This window comes from Paenibacillus sp. GbtcB18, assembly GCF_019091125.1.
Classification (GTDB): domain Bacteria; phylum Bacillota; class Bacilli; order Paenibacillales; family NBRC-103111; genus Paenibacillus_F; species Paenibacillus_F chitinolyticus.
Genome location: NZ_JAGXJX010000007.1, coordinates 236,819 through 253,182 on the forward strand (window position 1 = coordinate 236,819; position 16,364 = coordinate 253,182).

Annotated in this window: 17 protein-coding genes; 16 read left to right on the forward strand and 1 reads right to left on the reverse strand. The window is 55.1% G+C overall.

What is annotated here, in order from left to right; genetic code table 11:
- The first annotated feature begins 300 nt into the window (after window positions 1–300).
- The 13 genes from KVT34_RS20750 to KVT34_RS20810 all read left to right on the forward strand — a co-directional run bounded on the left by KVT34_RS20750 (window position 301) and on the right by KVT34_RS20810 (window position 11,449).
- Window positions 301–978 carry a response regulator transcription factor gene (locus tag KVT34_RS20750; protein ID WP_217560748.1) on the forward strand — a complete coding sequence of 226 codons (678 nt, stop codon included), beginning with the start codon at window positions 301–303 and terminating at the stop codon, window positions 976–978.
- Window positions 975–2,336 carry a sensor histidine kinase gene (locus KVT34_RS20755; protein WP_217560750.1) on the forward strand — a complete coding sequence of 454 codons (1,362 nt, stop codon included), beginning with the start codon at window positions 975–977 and terminating at the stop codon, window positions 2,334–2,336. Before KVT34_RS20750 ends, KVT34_RS20755 begins: the two co-directional genes overlap by 4 nt.
- Before the next feature lie 77 nt (window positions 2,337–2,413).
- Entirely contained in the window at window positions 2,414–3,328 is a 915-nt protein-coding gene (locus tag KVT34_RS20760; RefSeq protein ID WP_217560751.1) for an ABC transporter ATP-binding protein, read from the forward strand.
- Window positions 3,325–4,038, forward strand: a complete 714-nt coding sequence (locus KVT34_RS20765; protein ID WP_042231370.1) for an ABC transporter permease — start codon at window positions 3,325–3,327, stop codon at window positions 4,036–4,038. Before KVT34_RS20760 ends, KVT34_RS20765 begins: the two co-directional genes overlap by 4 nt.
- Before the next feature lies 1 nt (window position 4,039).
- Window positions 4,040–4,780, forward strand: a complete 741-nt coding sequence (locus KVT34_RS20770; protein WP_217560752.1) for an ABC transporter permease — start codon at window positions 4,040–4,042, stop codon at window positions 4,778–4,780.
- A gap of 344 nt (window positions 4,781–5,124) precedes the next feature.
- Window positions 5,125–6,021 (forward strand): diacylglycerol/lipid kinase family protein, encoded by an 897-nt coding sequence (locus KVT34_RS20775; RefSeq protein ID WP_217560753.1) that lies wholly within the window; start codon window positions 5,125–5,127, stop codon window positions 6,019–6,021.
- Between the two features lie 154 nt (window positions 6,022–6,175).
- The gene (locus KVT34_RS20780) at window positions 6,176–6,475 is read left to right on the forward strand and encodes a hypothetical protein (RefSeq protein WP_254635035.1); all 300 of its coding nucleotides are present in this window, start codon (window positions 6,176–6,178) and stop codon (window positions 6,473–6,475) included.
- Window positions 6,476–6,711: 236 nt separating this feature from the next.
- On the forward strand, window positions 6,712–7,401 hold the full coding sequence (rluF, locus tag KVT34_RS20785) for a 23S rRNA pseudouridine(2604) synthase RluF (RefSeq protein WP_217560755.1): 690 nt from the start codon (window positions 6,712–6,714) through the stop codon (window positions 7,399–7,401).
- A gap of 55 nt (window positions 7,402–7,456) precedes the next feature.
- Entirely contained in the window at window positions 7,457–8,218 is a 762-nt protein-coding gene (locus KVT34_RS20790; RefSeq protein ID WP_217560756.1) for a threonine/serine exporter family protein, read from the forward strand.
- A gap of 14 nt (window positions 8,219–8,232) precedes the next feature.
- Window positions 8,233–8,658: a threonine/serine exporter family protein gene (locus KVT34_RS20795; protein WP_217560757.1), complete on the forward strand. Its 426-nt coding sequence runs from the start codon at window positions 8,233–8,235 to the stop codon at window positions 8,656–8,658.
- Between the two features lie 211 nt (window positions 8,659–8,869).
- The gene (locus tag KVT34_RS20800) at window positions 8,870–9,448 is read left to right on the forward strand and encodes a uracil-DNA glycosylase (protein WP_217560759.1); all 579 of its coding nucleotides are present in this window, start codon (window positions 8,870–8,872) and stop codon (window positions 9,446–9,448) included.
- 356 nt (window positions 9,449–9,804) lie between these two features.
- On the forward strand, window positions 9,805–10,230 hold the full coding sequence (locus KVT34_RS20805; RefSeq protein WP_042231363.1) for a DUF1641 domain-containing protein: 426 nt from the start codon (window positions 9,805–9,807) through the stop codon (window positions 10,228–10,230).
- A gap of 37 nt (window positions 10,231–10,267) precedes the next feature.
- On the forward strand, window positions 10,268–11,449 hold the full coding sequence (locus tag KVT34_RS20810) for an NAD(P)/FAD-dependent oxidoreductase (RefSeq protein ID WP_217560760.1): 1,182 nt from the start codon (window positions 10,268–10,270) through the stop codon (window positions 11,447–11,449).
- A gap of 202 nt (window positions 11,450–11,651) precedes the next feature.
- Here KVT34_RS20810 and KVT34_RS20815 read toward each other — a convergent pair whose 3' ends face one another.
- On the reverse strand, window positions 11,652–12,782 hold the full coding sequence (locus KVT34_RS20815) for a stalk domain-containing protein (RefSeq protein ID WP_217560761.1): 1,131 nt from the start codon (window positions 12,780–12,782) through the stop codon (window positions 11,652–11,654).
- Between the two features lie 314 nt (window positions 12,783–13,096).
- On the opposite strand from KVT34_RS20815, the gene KVT34_RS32450 reads away from it, so the two are divergent.
- The 3 genes from KVT34_RS32450 to KVT34_RS20825 all read left to right on the forward strand — a co-directional run bounded on the left by KVT34_RS32450 (window position 13,097) and on the right by KVT34_RS20825 (window position 16,364).
- A complete protein-coding gene (locus KVT34_RS32450) occupies window positions 13,097–13,228 on the forward strand; it encodes a hypothetical protein (RefSeq protein WP_255246850.1) in 132 nt (43 codons plus the stop codon).
- A gap of 428 nt (window positions 13,229–13,656) precedes the next feature.
- The gene (locus KVT34_RS20820; RefSeq protein ID WP_217560762.1) at window positions 13,657–14,292 is read left to right on the forward strand and encodes an NAD(P)-dependent oxidoreductase; all 636 of its coding nucleotides are present in this window, start codon (window positions 13,657–13,659) and stop codon (window positions 14,290–14,292) included.
- A gap of 170 nt (window positions 14,293–14,462) precedes the next feature.
- Entirely contained in the window at window positions 14,463–16,364 is a 1,902-nt protein-coding gene (locus KVT34_RS20825; protein ID WP_217560763.1) for an ABC transporter ATP-binding protein, read from the forward strand.

A 16,364-nucleotide genomic window follows, 5' to 3' on the forward strand; every position in this document is an offset into this window, starting at 1 on the left:
GTATAGACCGGAGGCTTTTGCCGAAGCATTTATGAAGATAGGTATACAGGTGTTTGAAACGCTTGGCCACCCTCATGGCAGGCCTCCTTTACCGGCTGGTTTAATGGCTGTTGATCACAAAAAAGACAGGCAGAACAACGATCGCCAGGCGGGAGTGCGGCATTTTCCTGTCTGTCGGTCCCTCCCGGATTTATAAGCATGTTATACGTTAAAACACGGTTTGAAGTAACGGTTCCCTTTTGACAATCCGGCGGATGTCTTTGTAAAGTAACGGTAGCGAGACCGGAAGGAGTTAGAAGTATGGCCGTTAAACAAATTTTGTACATTGAGGATGATCCCGAAATCGGCAAATGGGTCAACAGCCACTTGATCGAGCGGGGCTATGAAGTGAACTGGCTAAAATCGGGAGAGAAGGCGGCGGAGTTCTGGGAGAAAAGCGACCTGGTTATCCTGGACGTGATGCTCCCTGGTCTGGATGGCTTTTCGATCGGGCAGCGAATGAAGAAGATTTACCCGGAAACGCCCGTTCTAATGCTCTCCGCACGAACCTCCATCGACGATAAATTGCAGGGTCTGCAGTTCGCGGACGACTACGTGACGAAGCCGTTCCATCCGGATGAGCTGGCGGCCCGTGTGGAAGTGCTGCTGAGGCGTACGGGTAAACTGGCACAGGCGGAGCTCACGCTGCATCATTTGCAGGTAAATATGGAGGAGAACCGGATCGTGGACACGCGGACCGGGGAAGAAATTATTTTGACGGGGAAACAATTTCAAATTTTTATGTATTTCCTGCGTCATCCGAATCAGATTCTTACAAAAGAGCAGTTGTACGAAGGGGTCTGGGGAGACCCTTACATGGATGGGGATAAAACGCTGATGGTTCATATCCGCTATCTCCGCGAAAAGATCGAGCGCGACCCCAGCCAACCCGAAATCGTGGAGACGATCCGCGGCATCGGTTACCGGGTGAGAGCATGAAGTGGCGCCACTCGCTGCTGGTCAAGTATTTGTGCATCGTCGTGTTCGCGATGCTGATTTGGCCGGTTATTTTTCCGATGGCCGCTGTTCTGTATTATTTGCCGCATTCGTTCAAAACCGAGGAAGAGAACAGGAAAACCAATCCCTACTCGAGAGGCAATGACATCGAGAAGTTCTGGCACGGGGAGGCCAAGAAGCTGCAGGGCGCCGGGGATGAGGGAATCGACAAGCGGATGCGGGAACTGAAGGAGAAGTATCCGAAGGCGGATCTCGTCTGGGTCGACGGCAGCGGAAAAACGCGCTTAACCCTGCCTGAACGGTCGGACCTCCCAGCCGTGTGGGAAGCGGCCGATACGATCGCTTTTATGAAAAAGAGCTATAACGGCGATCCTTTTACAACGGTCGCTTTCGTGGGGGAAGACGCGTCTCAGGGGTTTATGGTGATGCAGATTCCGCGGGTGCTGATGAAGGAGGAACGGCCTATTTACAGCGACCGGTATGTCATCGGCATTGTTTTGCTGGCTTTCTGCTTGTTCCTGTTCATGTCGTGGCTGTTTTTCTACCGCATCCGCAAGCGTCTTGTTCATCTGGAGGAGGCGATGGGGCTGCCGGATGGCCGGGACATCCCCCATCCGATAGCCGTCAGCAAGAAGGACGAAATCGGACAGCTGGAGCTGGCCTTCAACCGGATGATCGAGGAGCTGACGACGAGCCGCCAGCGGGAGCGGAAGGAGGAAGGTCTACGAAAGCAGCTCATCGCGAACCTGTCCCACGATCTGCGCACGCCGCTGACGATCATTCGCAGCCATGCTTACTCGCTGCAGAAGGAGCCGATTTCCGCGTCAGGCAAGTCTTCGCTGGCTCTGATCGAGACGAAATCCGACGACCTCAACCGCCTCATCGACAACCTGCTGTCGTATACGCTGCTTTCCGCAGGAAAGTATCCGCTCCAGCGGACCGAAATCGACGTTGCCCGGCTTGCCCGGGCGTCCGCCGCCGCCTGGTACCCCGTATTCGAGGAGGAAGGCATGGTCATGGACGTCGGTGTGCCGGAGCATCCCGTATACTGGAAAGCGGACCCCCAGTGGATGAACCGGATTCTGGACAATCTGTTCCAGAATGTACTCCGTCACGCCAAGTCCGGCGGATATATCGGCCTCCGTACCGAGGAACGGGAAGGCGGGACCGCTCTTGTGATTGAGGACAAGGGTCCTGGCATGAAGGCGCCGTCGGCGGAGAAGGGGGCCGGAATCGGCCTCACGATTGTCGCGTTGATGGTGAAAGAAATGCATTTGGACTGGGATGTCGTCAGCTCGCGGGAAGGAACGGCGATCTATCTGTTCCCCCGCGTCAGGTGATTTTAAACGAATTTTAAACAAGCCGCACCCTGGGATTAACCTTCGCTCTTTAACATAAGGGGCGAGGTGATTTTTCCATGAACGAAATGATTATTCAAACCTTCGGGTTGTCCAAACAATACAAACTGAGATCTGCCGTGGACAACGTGAATCTCCAAATCCGCAAAGGGGATATTTACGGCTTTCTCGGGCCCAACGGCGCCGGCAAAACGACGACCATACGGATGCTGCTCGGCTTGATCCGCCCGACGAAGGGGACGGTGCAGCTGTTCGGCAAAGATCTGCGCAAGGAAAAGCTGGCGATCCTGCGCAAGGTCGGCTCCCTGGTAGAGTACCCTTCCTACTACGGCCATCTGACCGCTTACGAAAATCTGGAGGCCATCCGCCGCATTCTCGACGTGCCGAAACAGCGGATCGACGAAGTGCTGGCGATTGTCCGCCTGACGAAGGAAGCGAAACGCCCGGTGAAGGGCTACTCGCTCGGCATGAAGCAGCGTCTGGGCATCGCCGCCGCGCTGCTGGGCAGCCCGGAGCTGCTCGTGCTCGACGAGCCTACGAACGGGCTCGACCCGTCCGGCATCCTCGAGATCCGGGAGCTGATCAAAAGCATGCCGCAGCAGTACGGCGTGACCGTTCTTGTATCGAGCCACCTGCTGAGCGAGGTGGATCAGATGGCCAGCCGCGTCGGCATTATCAGCGGCGGCTCGATGATCTTCGAAGACACGATCGAGAGTCTGCGCAAACGGGCAGGCGGCCAGATCCGCATTGCCGTAGACGCGCCGCAGCAGGCGCTGCGTACCGCCGCCTCGGCCGGATGCTTCGCGGTGGCCGACGAGTCTTCGCTTCTTCTCGAGGAAGCTCCCGACGAGAAGATCGCGCAGGTTGTGGCCGGCCTGGTCCAGGCGGGACACTCCGTCTACCGGGTGGAAGAGAAGAAGAAATCGCTGGAAGATTTCTTCCTGGACCTGGTAGGGGAGGGAGAGAGCTTATGATCGGCAGAGTACTGGCGGCGGATTTCCTGAAAATCCGCCGGACGCTTGCCTGGTTCCTCGTGCTGCTGGGTCCCGTGGGCGTGGTCGGTCTCCAGGCCGTCAACTTCGGTCTGCGTTACGACTATCTGACTAAGCAGTACGCCAACGATCTCTGGTACGGGCTGCTCTCGAACATCCAGTTTCTCGCGGCCCCGGCCCTGCTGCTCGGCATGACGCTGCTGACGTCGATGATCGCGGGCTACGAGCATCAGAGGAATTCCTGGAAGCAGCTGCTGGCCCTGCCGGTTTCTCGCTTCAGCGTCTTCACGTCGAAGCTGCTGCTCGTACTCATCCTGCTGCTTGTGTCGTGCCTCCTGCTGGCGGCGGGATCCGTACTTCTCGGCTTCTTGCTCGGCTTCGGGATGAACGTTCCCGTTATGCACGTGCTTCGCATCAGCCTGTTCCCGCTTCTCGCCGGAATCCCGATCCTGTCCATTCAGTTGTGGTTGTCCGTAGCGGTCCGAAATCAGGCCATTCCGCTAACGGCCGGTATTTTGGGAACCGTGCTGAGCCTCTTTTCCATCCGGCTGCCGGACTGGTTCCTATGGAAATGGCCGCTGCTCGTGAACGAAGCCGGACGGCCCGAGCTGAACGTATGGCTTGGGATCGCGACGGGCATCGTCGTGTTCCTGATCGGGCTGACTCACTTTACAAGACAGGATGTGAACTGAGATGGCCGCTTTCTTTAAAATACTGGGTGCCGAATGGCTGAAGCTGCGCAAAACGAACATCTGGCTGCTGATTTTCATCTCCCCGCTGCTCGCTTTTGTGACCGGTCTGGCCCTGTCGGTGCCGGCGAATGAACCCTTGATCGCATGGACGCTTCTGCTGAGCACGATGGCCCTCATTCATGCGATGCTGTTCCTCCCGCTGCTGACCGGCGTATTCGCGGCTTTCGTGTGCCGCTACGAGCACATGGGCGGGGGCTGGAAGCAGGTGCTGGCGCTGCCGGTTTCACGCTCCCACCTGTTCATGGCCAAGTTGTTGCTGGTCACCGGGCTGCTCGCCGTCACTCAGTTGCTGTTCCTCGGCGGCCTGATCGGAGCGGGCTGCATCAAGGGGCTTGGCGCAAGCATCCCTTGGAGCCAGCTGCTGTGGCCTGTCTTGGGCGGATGGCTCGCTACTCTGCCGCTGGCGGCTTTGCAGCTCTGGGTCTCCGTAGCCTGGGTGAGCTTCGCCGCCCCGCTTGCGCTCAACGTTATTTTCACGCTGCCGAACATTCTGGTGGCCAATTCCGAAACGTACGGCCCGTTCTATCCGTGGGCGCAGCCGTTCCTGGCGATGCTCCCGGCGAGCGACACCAGCTTGGGAGGACTTCATGTTTCCTTCGAGACACTGATTTACGTTATTCTTGGAGGTTTTGTGGTTTTCTTCCTGTCAGGTTTGAGCTATTTTCAAAGAAAAGAAATTTGATGGGATTGCATGGTTTTTCCCTAATTTCTGGATAGAAGATAGAAGGAGAGAAGGTGCCTGAAAGGTGCCTTCTCTTTTTTTCGTTAAGGAAAGGGCGGGTGCACGTGGCAAAATTTTTCGGAAAAACTTTGTAAGGTGCTACTCGATTAAAGAGATGTCGGCTTGCTTCTGCGTTCGCTTTTGTCCTTTGGGTCCATATTTTATCGCGGGCCGGATAGTGGGATAGGAGCAGACGGAATTTCGAACTCGTTCCCCTTTTTATGGAAAAAGTGGTCCGGATTTCTGGATCGGGGTAAGTACAGGCTAGAGAAGGAAAATTGGCGTAAACGGAGGAGGCGGTGGGCATGTTCGGAAAAGCGATTCTGATCCACAACGGCAGCGCCGGCCAGGCGGAAGCGGGCAGCAGGCTGGGGGCGGTGATCGGCCCGCTTGCGGCGGGCATCGAAGAGCTCACGCTGGTGCAGACGAAGGAGCCGGGAGATGCGGAGCGGATCTGCCGGGAGCGCGGGGAGGAGACGGACCTCCTCCTTGTGCTGGGGGGCGACGGGACCGTCCATGAATGCGTGAACGGACTGGCGCCGCTTGCCGATCCGCCCGTTGTCGGTATTCTTCCCGGCGGGACATGCAATGATTTCTCGCGGGCGCTCTATATTCCCCAGGAGCTGGAGCGGGCCGCGGAGACCCTTATGCAAGGCCGCACGCGGCCGGTAGATATTGGCCGGGCGAACGACCGGTATTTCTCGAACTTCTTCGGTATCGGCCTCATTACCGACGCCTCGGTCAATATCAATCCGCAGCTGAAAGGGACGATCGGCAAGCTGAGTTATTTTATCAGCACGCTCCAGACGGCGGCGTCCGCAGATCCGTTCCGCTTTACCCTGAAACACGACAGCGGGCGGGCAGACGGAGAAGCGGTGATGCTATTCGTCGCCAACGGCCGGTTTCTCGGTACGAGGCCGCTGCCCCTGGCGGCGGATGCCCTTTACGACGGCGTCCTGGATGTGGCGATTATCCGCGAAGCCGGGCTGCCGCTGCTTAAGGAACTGTTCAAGATCAAAAATTTCGGGGAATGGGATTCCGAGAAGAGCAGCTTCGAGTTCATCCGCACGACTTCCTTAAAGCTAACCACGGATCAGCCTATGCAGGCCGACATGGACGGGGAAATTTATGTGCATACCCCGGCGAGTATTTCCGTTCTGGGGAAAAAACTGACTTTTCTCGTGGGGGAAGAACAGTCGTAGGGACACGGGGCCTTATTCGGCAGACACAAAACGCCCGGATCTTCTTAAATGAGCCGGGCGTTTTCCCGTTTTTCAACCCGAATCCGGAAACTTCTTTGATCCGCTTCGTATGAATGGAATATAAGAAAGAAATCCAATGATTGCGGAGGCTGCCATGGAATCGAAGAAAAAGTTCGGAACGGGCTCTACGCTGTTAAGCAGTCTGGGCGTTCTGCTGCTCGTCGGGAGCTACCTGATCTCGGAAAACCCGGCCGGCTCCGAGTCGGCGGGCATTCGCCTGCTTTTTTATACCGCTATCGGTTCGCTCGGCGCAAGCCTTGTGTTGGGTTATGCCGGCATGCTGAGAGAGGAGCGGGGCTTTCTGAAAGTTGCCGTAACGGGGAGCATCTTCCTGATCGCCGGAGCTTTGATTGCAGCCCTGCTGCTGCTTTTTGCCGGTTTCCAAGTGCCTTAGTGCAGCAGCTCGTTATTCCTTGAAACACCGTGCTGTCCCGCTGCCGTGAGCTTCTCCCCAGCCCCGGAACGCGTCTCTTTCTCATCCTCCGATTCGGTGCGGTGCCATCAATACGTGGAGGGGCCGTTTTTGTGACGGAGTGGAGACGCGAATTGCATCCGATTATGGTACAATACAGGCATATAAATCGGTAGGGACTCACAACCTAACAGGCAAAAGAAGGGGATAACAGCTTCATGCGGATCAATAAATTCATTAGTGAAACGGGTATTTGTTCCCGACGTAAAGCGGATGAGCTCGTTCAAGCCGGACGAGTGACCATTAACGGGGCTCCGGCGGAGCTGGGCAGTACGGCCGAGCCGGGAGACGATGTGAGAATCGACGGCAAGCCGCTGGGGACCAAGAAGAAGTCCGTCTATATAGCTTTGAATAAACCGGTTGGCATCACATGCACGACGGAGCGTCACATCCCGGGCAATATCGTCGATTTCGTCCGGCATCCGGAGAGAATCTTCCCGATCGGCCGGCTCGATAAAGACTCGGAAGGTCTTATCCTCATGACCAATGACGGGGATATCGTCAATAAAATTTTGCGTGCGGAAAATAACCACGAGAAAGAATATATCGTCACCGTGAATCAGCCGATCACGAACTCCTTTGTGCAGGGCATGTCCACGGGCGTCCGCATTCTGGGCACGAAGACGAAACCGTGTAAGGTAACCCGCATCAATGACCATACCTTCCGCATCATTCTGACGCAGGGGCTGAACCGGCAAATCCGGCGTATGTGCCAGGCGTTCGGGTATCAGGTGCACCGGCTGCAGCGGGTGCGCATCATGAATATCAAGCTGGACGGACTTCCCAAAGGAAAATGGAGAGACCTGAGCGAAGGCGAGTTTACCCGGCTGATGGAGCTGCTGGATTGAGAGCGGCGGCAGGGCAGGCCGGCATCTTATCTACATCCACAGGAAGAGGTGCGCGATGGAACAGGCGTCCAGTCCCGGTCAGACTTATAAAATCGTAGATGTATGCCTGCTGGCGGGAAAGATTATGCTCCAGAACGGAGGGGAGACGTATCGGGTGGAAGATACGATGACCCGCATTGCGGCCTCTTACGGCCTTCATCATACCCACAGCTTCGTGACCCCGACCGGCATTATCTTCTCCGTGGACGGCAGCGATCCGACCAAGCTGGTCCGGATATCCACGCGATCCACCGACTTGCATAAGGTCACCCTGGTCAACGGACTCTCCCGCAAAATAAGCAACGGAGAGCTTGACCTCCAGGAAGCGCATAGGCTGCTTCTCAAGGTGGATAGGGCTAATCTGGCCTACCCCGTGGCCCTTCAGATTGCGGCGGCAGCCGTATCCAGCGGCTGTTTTACGATCATGTTCAACGGGGGATGGCCCGATTTTCTTCCGGCCGTCGTCACAGGCGGTCTGGGCTTTATCGGGTTCCTTATCTTTCACCGGTATGTGCTGATCAAATTTGTAGCCGAGTTTCTGGCTTCCTTCATTATCGGCATGCTGGCCTCTCTGTTTATATGGACAGGGCTCGGACAGGAGCTGGACAAAATCATCATCGGCTCCGTCATGCCGCTAGTTCCGGGGCTGCTGATCACGAACGCCGTGAGGGACTTGATGGCGGGCCATCTCGTGTCCGGTTTGTCCAAGGGCGCGGAGGCGTTCTTGACGGCGTTTGCCATCGGTGCCGGCATCGCGGTCGTCTTTTCATTTTATTAACGGAGGAATCCTCAATGATTGCGCAGCTCGTGACGAGTTATATCGCCTCCGCCGCCTTCGGCATTATTTTTAACGTTCCAAGGAACACCTTGATCCAGTGCGGTTTCGTCGGGATGATGGGCTGGCTCGTATACGTCGCTCTTGTGCGGAGCGATACCAATGCCATTGTGGCCACCTTGGCCGCGGCGTTCTTCGTGACGGTGATATCCCGGGTTTTCGCCCGTCTCTACAAGACTCCCATTATCGTTTTCAGCGTGGCGGGGATCATCCCCCTCGTTCCGGGAGGCATGGCCTATGATGCGATGCGTTCTTTCGTGGAAAATGACTATAATCTTGCCGTTCAGCTCGCCGCCAAAGCGTTTATGATTTCGGGTTCGATTGCCGCCGGACTTATTTTTTCCGAGGTGATGAACCAGCTTTTTAAAAGGCCGAAGACCTAGCCCGGGCAAGAAAAGATTGCCGCCTTTGGTGCCGCAACCGAGACCATCCGTTGAGTACATGCGGGTGGTTTTTTCTTGTGAGCAGGGCTTCCGTCTTTTCAGAAGGGCGGACTTTTTCTTTTCGCCGGATATAACTCATGAAAAAGCAAGTAAAGAAAGAGCGGCAGGGTCATACTACCTCCAAAACCGAGTGAAAGGTCGGTGCGCGCCCATGACGATTTTTAGCCCCTCCATTCTGCCGGAAGAAAAAGCTCCGCCCCATGCGGCCGACTGCAGCTTGTGCGAGCTGGCCGATCAGCGGCAGCGGGTCGTCTGGGGAGAAGGGAACCCGGATGCAAACATTGTGCTGATCCTGGACAATCCGGGCGCCCGGGAGAACCGGGAAGGCGACCCGTTCCTCTGCGGAACGAGGGAGACGCTTCAGCTTGGCCTGCATGAAGCCGGTCTAGACATCAAGTCCGTGTATGTCACGTACCTGCTCAAGTGCCGGCCGGTCAGAGCCTATGACAAGCCTGCGGCAAGAGCCGCATGTTTTCCTCATTTGAAGGCCCAGCTCGGAGCCAAAAACCCGCGAATTTTGTTCGGATTCGGGAACACGGTCGTCCAAACCTTGTTTGCGGACGAGGAGAAGGATGTCAAAGGATTAAGGGGCGGCTGGCATACGGTACTGGGCCTGCCCGCAGCTTTTACCTACCACCCTCTCGCGGTCCGGCGAAGGCCGGTTTTGATGAAATTTTTTCTCGAAGACTTGACTCTTCTGGCAATAAAATCCGAGGAGTTATTGGAATAAACAAGCATGTATACCTGCTTAAGGAGCAGGGGTGCGAAAAGAAGTGATTTTTGTCACAAATTATTCACATGTCTAAAAAATTGTTTTTCTCTTGTCAGCAAGACGGAGGTATAATAGGAGTACATAGGGTTCCGTTTCGACCTGTTCGACATTTTTCCCGATCTTGCAAGTGATGGACTCGCAGCCAAGAAAAACCTTCTTCCTTTTATGTGAAAAATGTTACAATCTTATCAGGCCGCGTGGTTCATTTATCACGAATAGGGAAACTTATGCGAAGACAGAAGACGTCTCGATGGCTAGGCAGGGATCGAAAAATAAACGGGCTTCTATTTCAAAGCAAAGGAGGACGTTAGCTTATGTCAGAAACATCCAATCAAACCCCAAGCACTACTGAAAAAAGGGAAACCCAGGATGTCCTTGATCAGTTGATGAAGCCAGAGGTTCAGGAGTCTTTAACCGTTCTCGTGGAGAATCTGCCGAAATTGGCGGAAATGGTTACGATTCTTACCAAAGCTTACGATTTGGCTCAAAGCGTTGCGAGCGACCAAGTTCTGATCGACGACCTCAAAGGCGGTATGAACGAGTTTGTTAAGCCGATCACCGAGAAAGCCAAAGGCGTAGCTGCGGCTGCAATCGAAGCAAGCGACCGCGCTCAAGCGGAACATTCCACGATCGGACTGTTCGGACTTCTCAAAATGCTGAAAGACCCGCAAGTACAAAAGACATTCCGTTTCGTACAGGCATTCTTGGATGTTCAAGCCGAACGGCAGCAACAGCGTTAAATCATAAGGTAAGCTGAAACAAGAATGGAGGATGAGTATGTCCAAGCATATTTTGATCTTAGGTGGCGGTTACGGCGGCTTGCTCAGCGCACTGACAGCCCGTCAACACTTGACTGCGGAAGAAGCTACGATTACGGTTGTTAACCGTTTTCCTACGCATCAAATCATTACCGAGCTGCACCGCCTGGCTGTAGGTAATCTGCACGAGAAAGCAGTTGCCCTGCCTCTGGAGAAGCTCCTGCGCGGTAAAGACATCAACCTGGAAATCGGCACGGTCGAAACCATTTCCGCGGACAGCAAGCGCGTCATCCTGTCGAACGGCAAATCGTTCGATTACGACAAGCTCGTCGTTGCCCTGGGCAGCGAAACGGCGTTCTTCGGCATTCCTGGCCTCCAGGAGCACAGCTTCACGCTGAAATCCGTTAACGACGCCAACCGCATCCGCGAGCACGTGGAAGCACGGATCGAAGCTTACAGCCAGACCAAGAACAAAGCGGACGCGACATTCGTAGTCGGCGGCGGCGGTCTGACCGGTATCGAGCTTGTGGGCGAACTCGCCGATATGCTGCCTGGCCTGTGCCGCAGCAAAGGCGTCGATTTCAACGACGTCTCCCTGTACTGCGTAGAGGCGGCTCCTTCCATCCTGATGGGTTTCCATCCGGAACTGATCGAGCGCGCTACGACAAGCCTGCAAAAACGCGGCGTAACGTTCCTGACGGGCGTTGCGATCACCGAAATGCAGGAATCCGTCGTTTCCCTGAAAGACGGAAGCACAATCGAAACCAGCACGCTCGTCTGGACGGGCGGCGTACAAGGCACTCCGGTTGTCGCTAACTCCGGCATCGAAGTGAACCGCGGCCGCGCGACGGTTAACGAGTTCATGCAATCCACGTCCCACCCGGACGTATTCCTTGCAGGCGACTGCGCGGTCGTATTCCCGGCCGGTGCCGAGCGTCCTTACCCGCCAACCGCACAGCTGGCATGGCAGATGGGCGAAGTGGTCGGTTACAACCTCTTCGCGGCACTGGAAGGCGCTCCGATGGACGTCTTCACGCCTGTATTCTCCGGTACACTCGGAAGTCTGGGCCGCAAAGACGGAATCGGTTCGATCGGCGGCAACCAAACCCGCCTGAAAGGCCTGCCTGCAACGCTCATGAAAGAAGCAAGTAACATCCGTTACCTGTCTCACATTCATGGCCTGTTTGCACTGGCTTACTAAGAGCGGTCCGGAATTTTTCCGGAATCAACCGGTCTGAACCTAAGTCCCGGCATTCTCCTTTGGGAGAGTGGCGGGGCTTTTTTCATGTTTTTGAGGGAAGAAGACTTATCCGGTGCCGCAAAAAAAGCCCGTTTAAAGAGCGGAAACGCTTCTTTAAACGGGTTATATGAGGGGCGGGGCCCAGCCGCTGCGAAGGCCTGTTTTATTTAATCGCGAGCTGATCGCCGGTTACGGTTACGTCAGCCTTCAGTATCTTGGAGAAGAAAGATGCGGGCACGTACATGTTGCCGTCTTCTTTGATGACAGCCGCTTCGCCAAGGGAGATCGGCGCCATTTTGTTGATGGTATACGCATCCTTATTCTTGTAGACACTTGTCCACACCGCACCTTTGGACAGTTCGGCAGCCCATTGCTCCTGGTTCCACTTAAGCTGGAAGCCCAGCTTCTCGGCCGTAACGCGGAGGGGAACCATGGTGGTGCCTTCCGCTGTGGTGTAGAGCGAGCCCTGCTTCGCCGACAGCACTTCACCGCCCACTACGAGACTCGAGGGTGCGGAAGAACTGCCTCCTTGAGCGATAGGGATGGAGAACTCCTGGATGCCTGCGGCATAAGGGGCAATATCGTACGGCGAGAACACGATTACCGCTTTACCGTCCCTAATCTGGAAGGACTGCGTATCGGTAATGCCGGAGAACGCGTCTTCGAAGAAATCATCCGGATGCTTGGCGATTTCCTGACTGATCTGTTTGTCGATAATCGCTTTATAATTGTCCCCGAATAAGTCTTTCAGCTCAATCTTCTGAGCTTCTTCCGCATTCAGGACGTTATAGGTATCCACACGCGGCATCCCGTGAGCACCCCCCGTATAAACGGAAGTTGCTACCCGCAGAGACAGACGGTTCGCGTCTTCCTGGCCGCCCGATGCGCTTACTTCAGCTATCAAATCGACCGAATAAGGCATTGCCAGCTCGCTTGCGGAACCGTTGGCGGCAGCCAAATCACGTTGAGCCTGCGTGCGCACTGCCTCCACATCTTTCATGGCATGCCGGTAAATAATATCGTTAAGTTCGTCTTGGTATTGCGTATCTTTCATTCCCTGTATAACGGGAAGCTGAAGATTGACGCTCAGTTCGGGGGAATCTTCCTTTATTTCTTTGGTTGTCACCTGTACAGCTCCGTTTTTAACGGAAGCTTGTGCGGATACGGGTTCCGCCGCAACAGAAGTGGCTGCAGGAGCCTGTACCGCGCTATTCGCGTAAGAAGTTCCGGTTGAGGCCGCCAGCAGACAGGAGCCTGCCAGGCCAAGAGTCAGAAGTTTAAATGATTTTTTCATACTAAGTATCCCTCCTAGGTTGTCCGGTTTTATTATAGGCACCCCTTGGATCAAGGTGGGTTACAGAGAGGTAACATTACCCATCTGTAGCCAAACTGTAACCGGATTTTAACTTTTTTGAGGGTAGGGACGAAGTGTTTGTGATGATGGAACGTAAGACTGCTTCCGGTGTCTTTCTCCTTAAAGATGCAGCATTCGGAAACAAAAGTTCAATGGAGCAATCTGGAAAGGACATGCTATAATCGGTTTTATGGACTTTGAATAGTGGTGGATTTTCAGACCACGGCGCAGCTTCCCGAAAGGGGGTGAGGCCCATGGTCGCACTTGTGGCGTTTTATGACGTACTGCGCTGGACCGTAACGTTACTGAGCCTTGTGCTCGGTATCCGTAAGCTCTATCGCTGGGCGCGTCGTAAATTCCGGAACAAGCGAAAAAACCACCGCTAAGTAGGTTCGGAGCCTAAACGGTGGTTTTCGCTTGCATTACATTTAGTTGTGCTTGCGCGCCGTGGTGTTCCACAGCCTTTCGGGTCCTAAAGAGTTTTCACCGCGCCAACGGTGAAGGCTCTTTTTTAGTATAGATAGCAAGAAGAAACTTCATACATTAAATGTATCTTACGTTAAACGCAGTGTTATACATAGTATAGCATAATTTTTGGAAAGAAAAAAGTTGGTTGAATGTGCAGTTCATATATAAGATCACCTTTGTTGCGGGCATAAATTGACTTGAACGAGAAGTATAATATCCCCCGCCCTTGTCGATTCTTCATAAACAGGCTGTTAAAGCCCGGTTGACAAAATCGACAACCTGTAACTATAATAGTTACATCAAGGAAAGACATTTACTACGAAATCATGATCGGGAGGAATCCGTTATGAAAATAGCTATTATCGGCGCAAGCGGCAAAGCCGGCAGCCGTATTTTGAAGGAAGCCCAGGAAAGAGGGCATGAGGTTACCGCAATTGTGAGAGACGCGGCTAAAGTAAATGCGGAAGGCGCAGCCCTTCTGGAAAAGGACGTGTTCGACCTGACCGCGTCCGATCTGAAAGCATTCGATATCGTCGTTAACGCTTTCGGAGCGGCCCCGGGCCAGGAGCATCTCCATGTAGATGCGGGCAACGTGCTGATCGAAGCTCTGAAAGGCGCGCCGGAGACGAAATTGATCGTCGTCGGGGGAGCGGGCAGCCTGTTCGTGGACGAAGCGAAAACGACGCGCGTGCTGGAAACGCCGGATTTCCCGTCCGCCTATTTTGCAACGGCATCAAATCAAGGCAAAAACCTGGAGATTCTGCAAAATACCGAAGGAATCAAATGGACATTCGTCAGCCCGTCCGCCATCTTCGCGCTCGGCAAAAGAACCGGGCAGTACCGTACGGGCAAGGATAACCTGCTCGTTAACTCCAAAGGCCAAAGCTATGTGAGTTACGAAGATTATGCAGCCGCCGTTTTGGATGAGATTGAACAGCCGAAGCATGAAAATGAGCGTTTTACTGTCGTATCCGAATCTTAAATAGATGTCAGAACCGCCCGTGCACTGTGCACCGGCGGTTTTTTGCTTTTGCCGGGAATACGTAAAAAAGAGAAGCTCGTGAATTTTGAAAAGGAGGGGAGTATGGTGGATAATAGAACTATTCCCTAGTGGTTTACTTATCGTTTACGAGGACGGACAGGTGAGACAGAATGCCCATTTCGCGAAAATATATAAGCAAGTACTGGAAGCCCTTCAGCGCCGCGGTCGCTTTTCTGACATTGGAAGCCTTATGCGATCTCACGCTGCCGACGCTGATGTCCAAAATCATCGATGTGGGCGTAGCGGGCAAACAGATGGATTACGTGTGGCGGATGGGCGGCATTATGCTGCTGGTAACCGCGCTGGGGGCCATTTCGGCATCGGTCCGCAATGTGGTCTCAAGTCATGTCTCGCAGAAGTTCGGGGCCGAGCTGAGGTCGGATTTATTCCGCAAAATCCAGTCCCTGTCTTTTGAAAATATCGACCGGTTCGACCGGGCTTCACTGGTCACCCGGTTAACGAACGACGTTACGCAGGTTCAAATGTTCGTGAACGGCTTGATGCGCGTATTCGTCAAAGCGCCGCTGCTCTGCATCGGAAGCTTGATTATGGCGGCCCGTCTGAATCCGCCGCTCTCCGTTATTCTGGCTGTCGTCGTTCCCGTGGTCGGCATCCTGATCGCGATCAATATGAAGGTGGGCTTTCCTTACTTTATCAAGGTGCAGCAGGCGCTCGACAGGGTTAATGGGATTATACGGGAATATTTGTCCGGTGTCAGGGTCGTCAAAGCCTTCAACCGGTTCGATTACGAAGTCGGTAAGTTCGGCCGAGCGAACGAAGAGTACCGTTCCCGGTCGGTTACAGCCATGAGGGTTATGTCGGCCTTTAACCCGGGGATTACGCTGACCGTTAATTTCGGGATTGTGGCTGTCCTATGGTTAGGCGGTCTTCGTGTAGACCAGGGCCAGATGCAGGCCGGGCACATTATCGCTTTCGTCAATTACATGACGCAGATTTTGTTCTCGCTCATGCTGATTTCCATGGTGTTCAACATGTTTGTGCGTGCGCGGGCTTCCGCGGGCCGGATCGCTGAAATTTTCGCGGAGGAAACTACGATGGCTGCGCAAACTCCGGCCACAGCTGCATCCGCAGCCAACGGAAGCTTGGGAAGCTCCGCAGATAAGCCGGCATCCGGCACGCTGACCGGAGTCCGGACCGACGCGCATACGTGGGCGCAGCCTCGCTCCGTGGCTGATCCGGCCCGTCCGGGAGGCTTTGCTGCCGTCGGCCCGAACCCGGTCGCAGCGCCTCCGTCCGCTCGGCCTGCCGGAGGCAGCGTCGAGTTCGAGAACGTCACGTTCTCGTACGAGGGAGCATCCGGCGAGCCGGTGCTGAGGCGGGTCACCTTCTCCTGCGAGCCGGGACAAACCGTCGGCATCATCGGCTCCACGGGCTCCGGCAAAAGCACGCTCGTCAGCCTCATTCCCCGGTTCTATGACGCGGTGTCCGGAACCGTCAAGGTAAACGGTACCGACGTCAGAGAACTGGAGCCGAGCCGCCTGCGAGAGAAGATTGCCGTCGTGCCCCAGAAAACCGTGCTGTTCACCGGCACGGTGGCCGACAATCTCCGCTGGGGCAAAGAAGACGCCTCGCCGGAGGAGATGGAGCATGCGGCCCGGATGGCCGAGGCCCACGAGTTCATAGCCGCTTCGCCCGAGGGCTATGAGACCAGGCTCGGGCAGGGAGGCGTGAACTTCTCCGGCGGCCAGAAACAGCGGCTTTCGATTGCTCGCGCGATCGTGAGAAAGCCGGAGATTCTTATCCTCGACGACTGCACCAGCGCCGTCGATGCCGCCACGGAAGCGCGGATCAAGGACGCGCTGAAGAAATACGCCGAGGGGCTCACCTGCCTGCTGATCGCTCAGCGGATCACGTCCGTCATGGACGCGGACAAAATCGTCGTGCTGGACCGAGGCGAGATTGTAGGCTCCGGCACGCATGACGAGCTGCTCGGAAGCTGCCGGGTCTACCGGGAAATCTTCCAGTCGCAAATGGGAAAGGAGGTCGGTTGA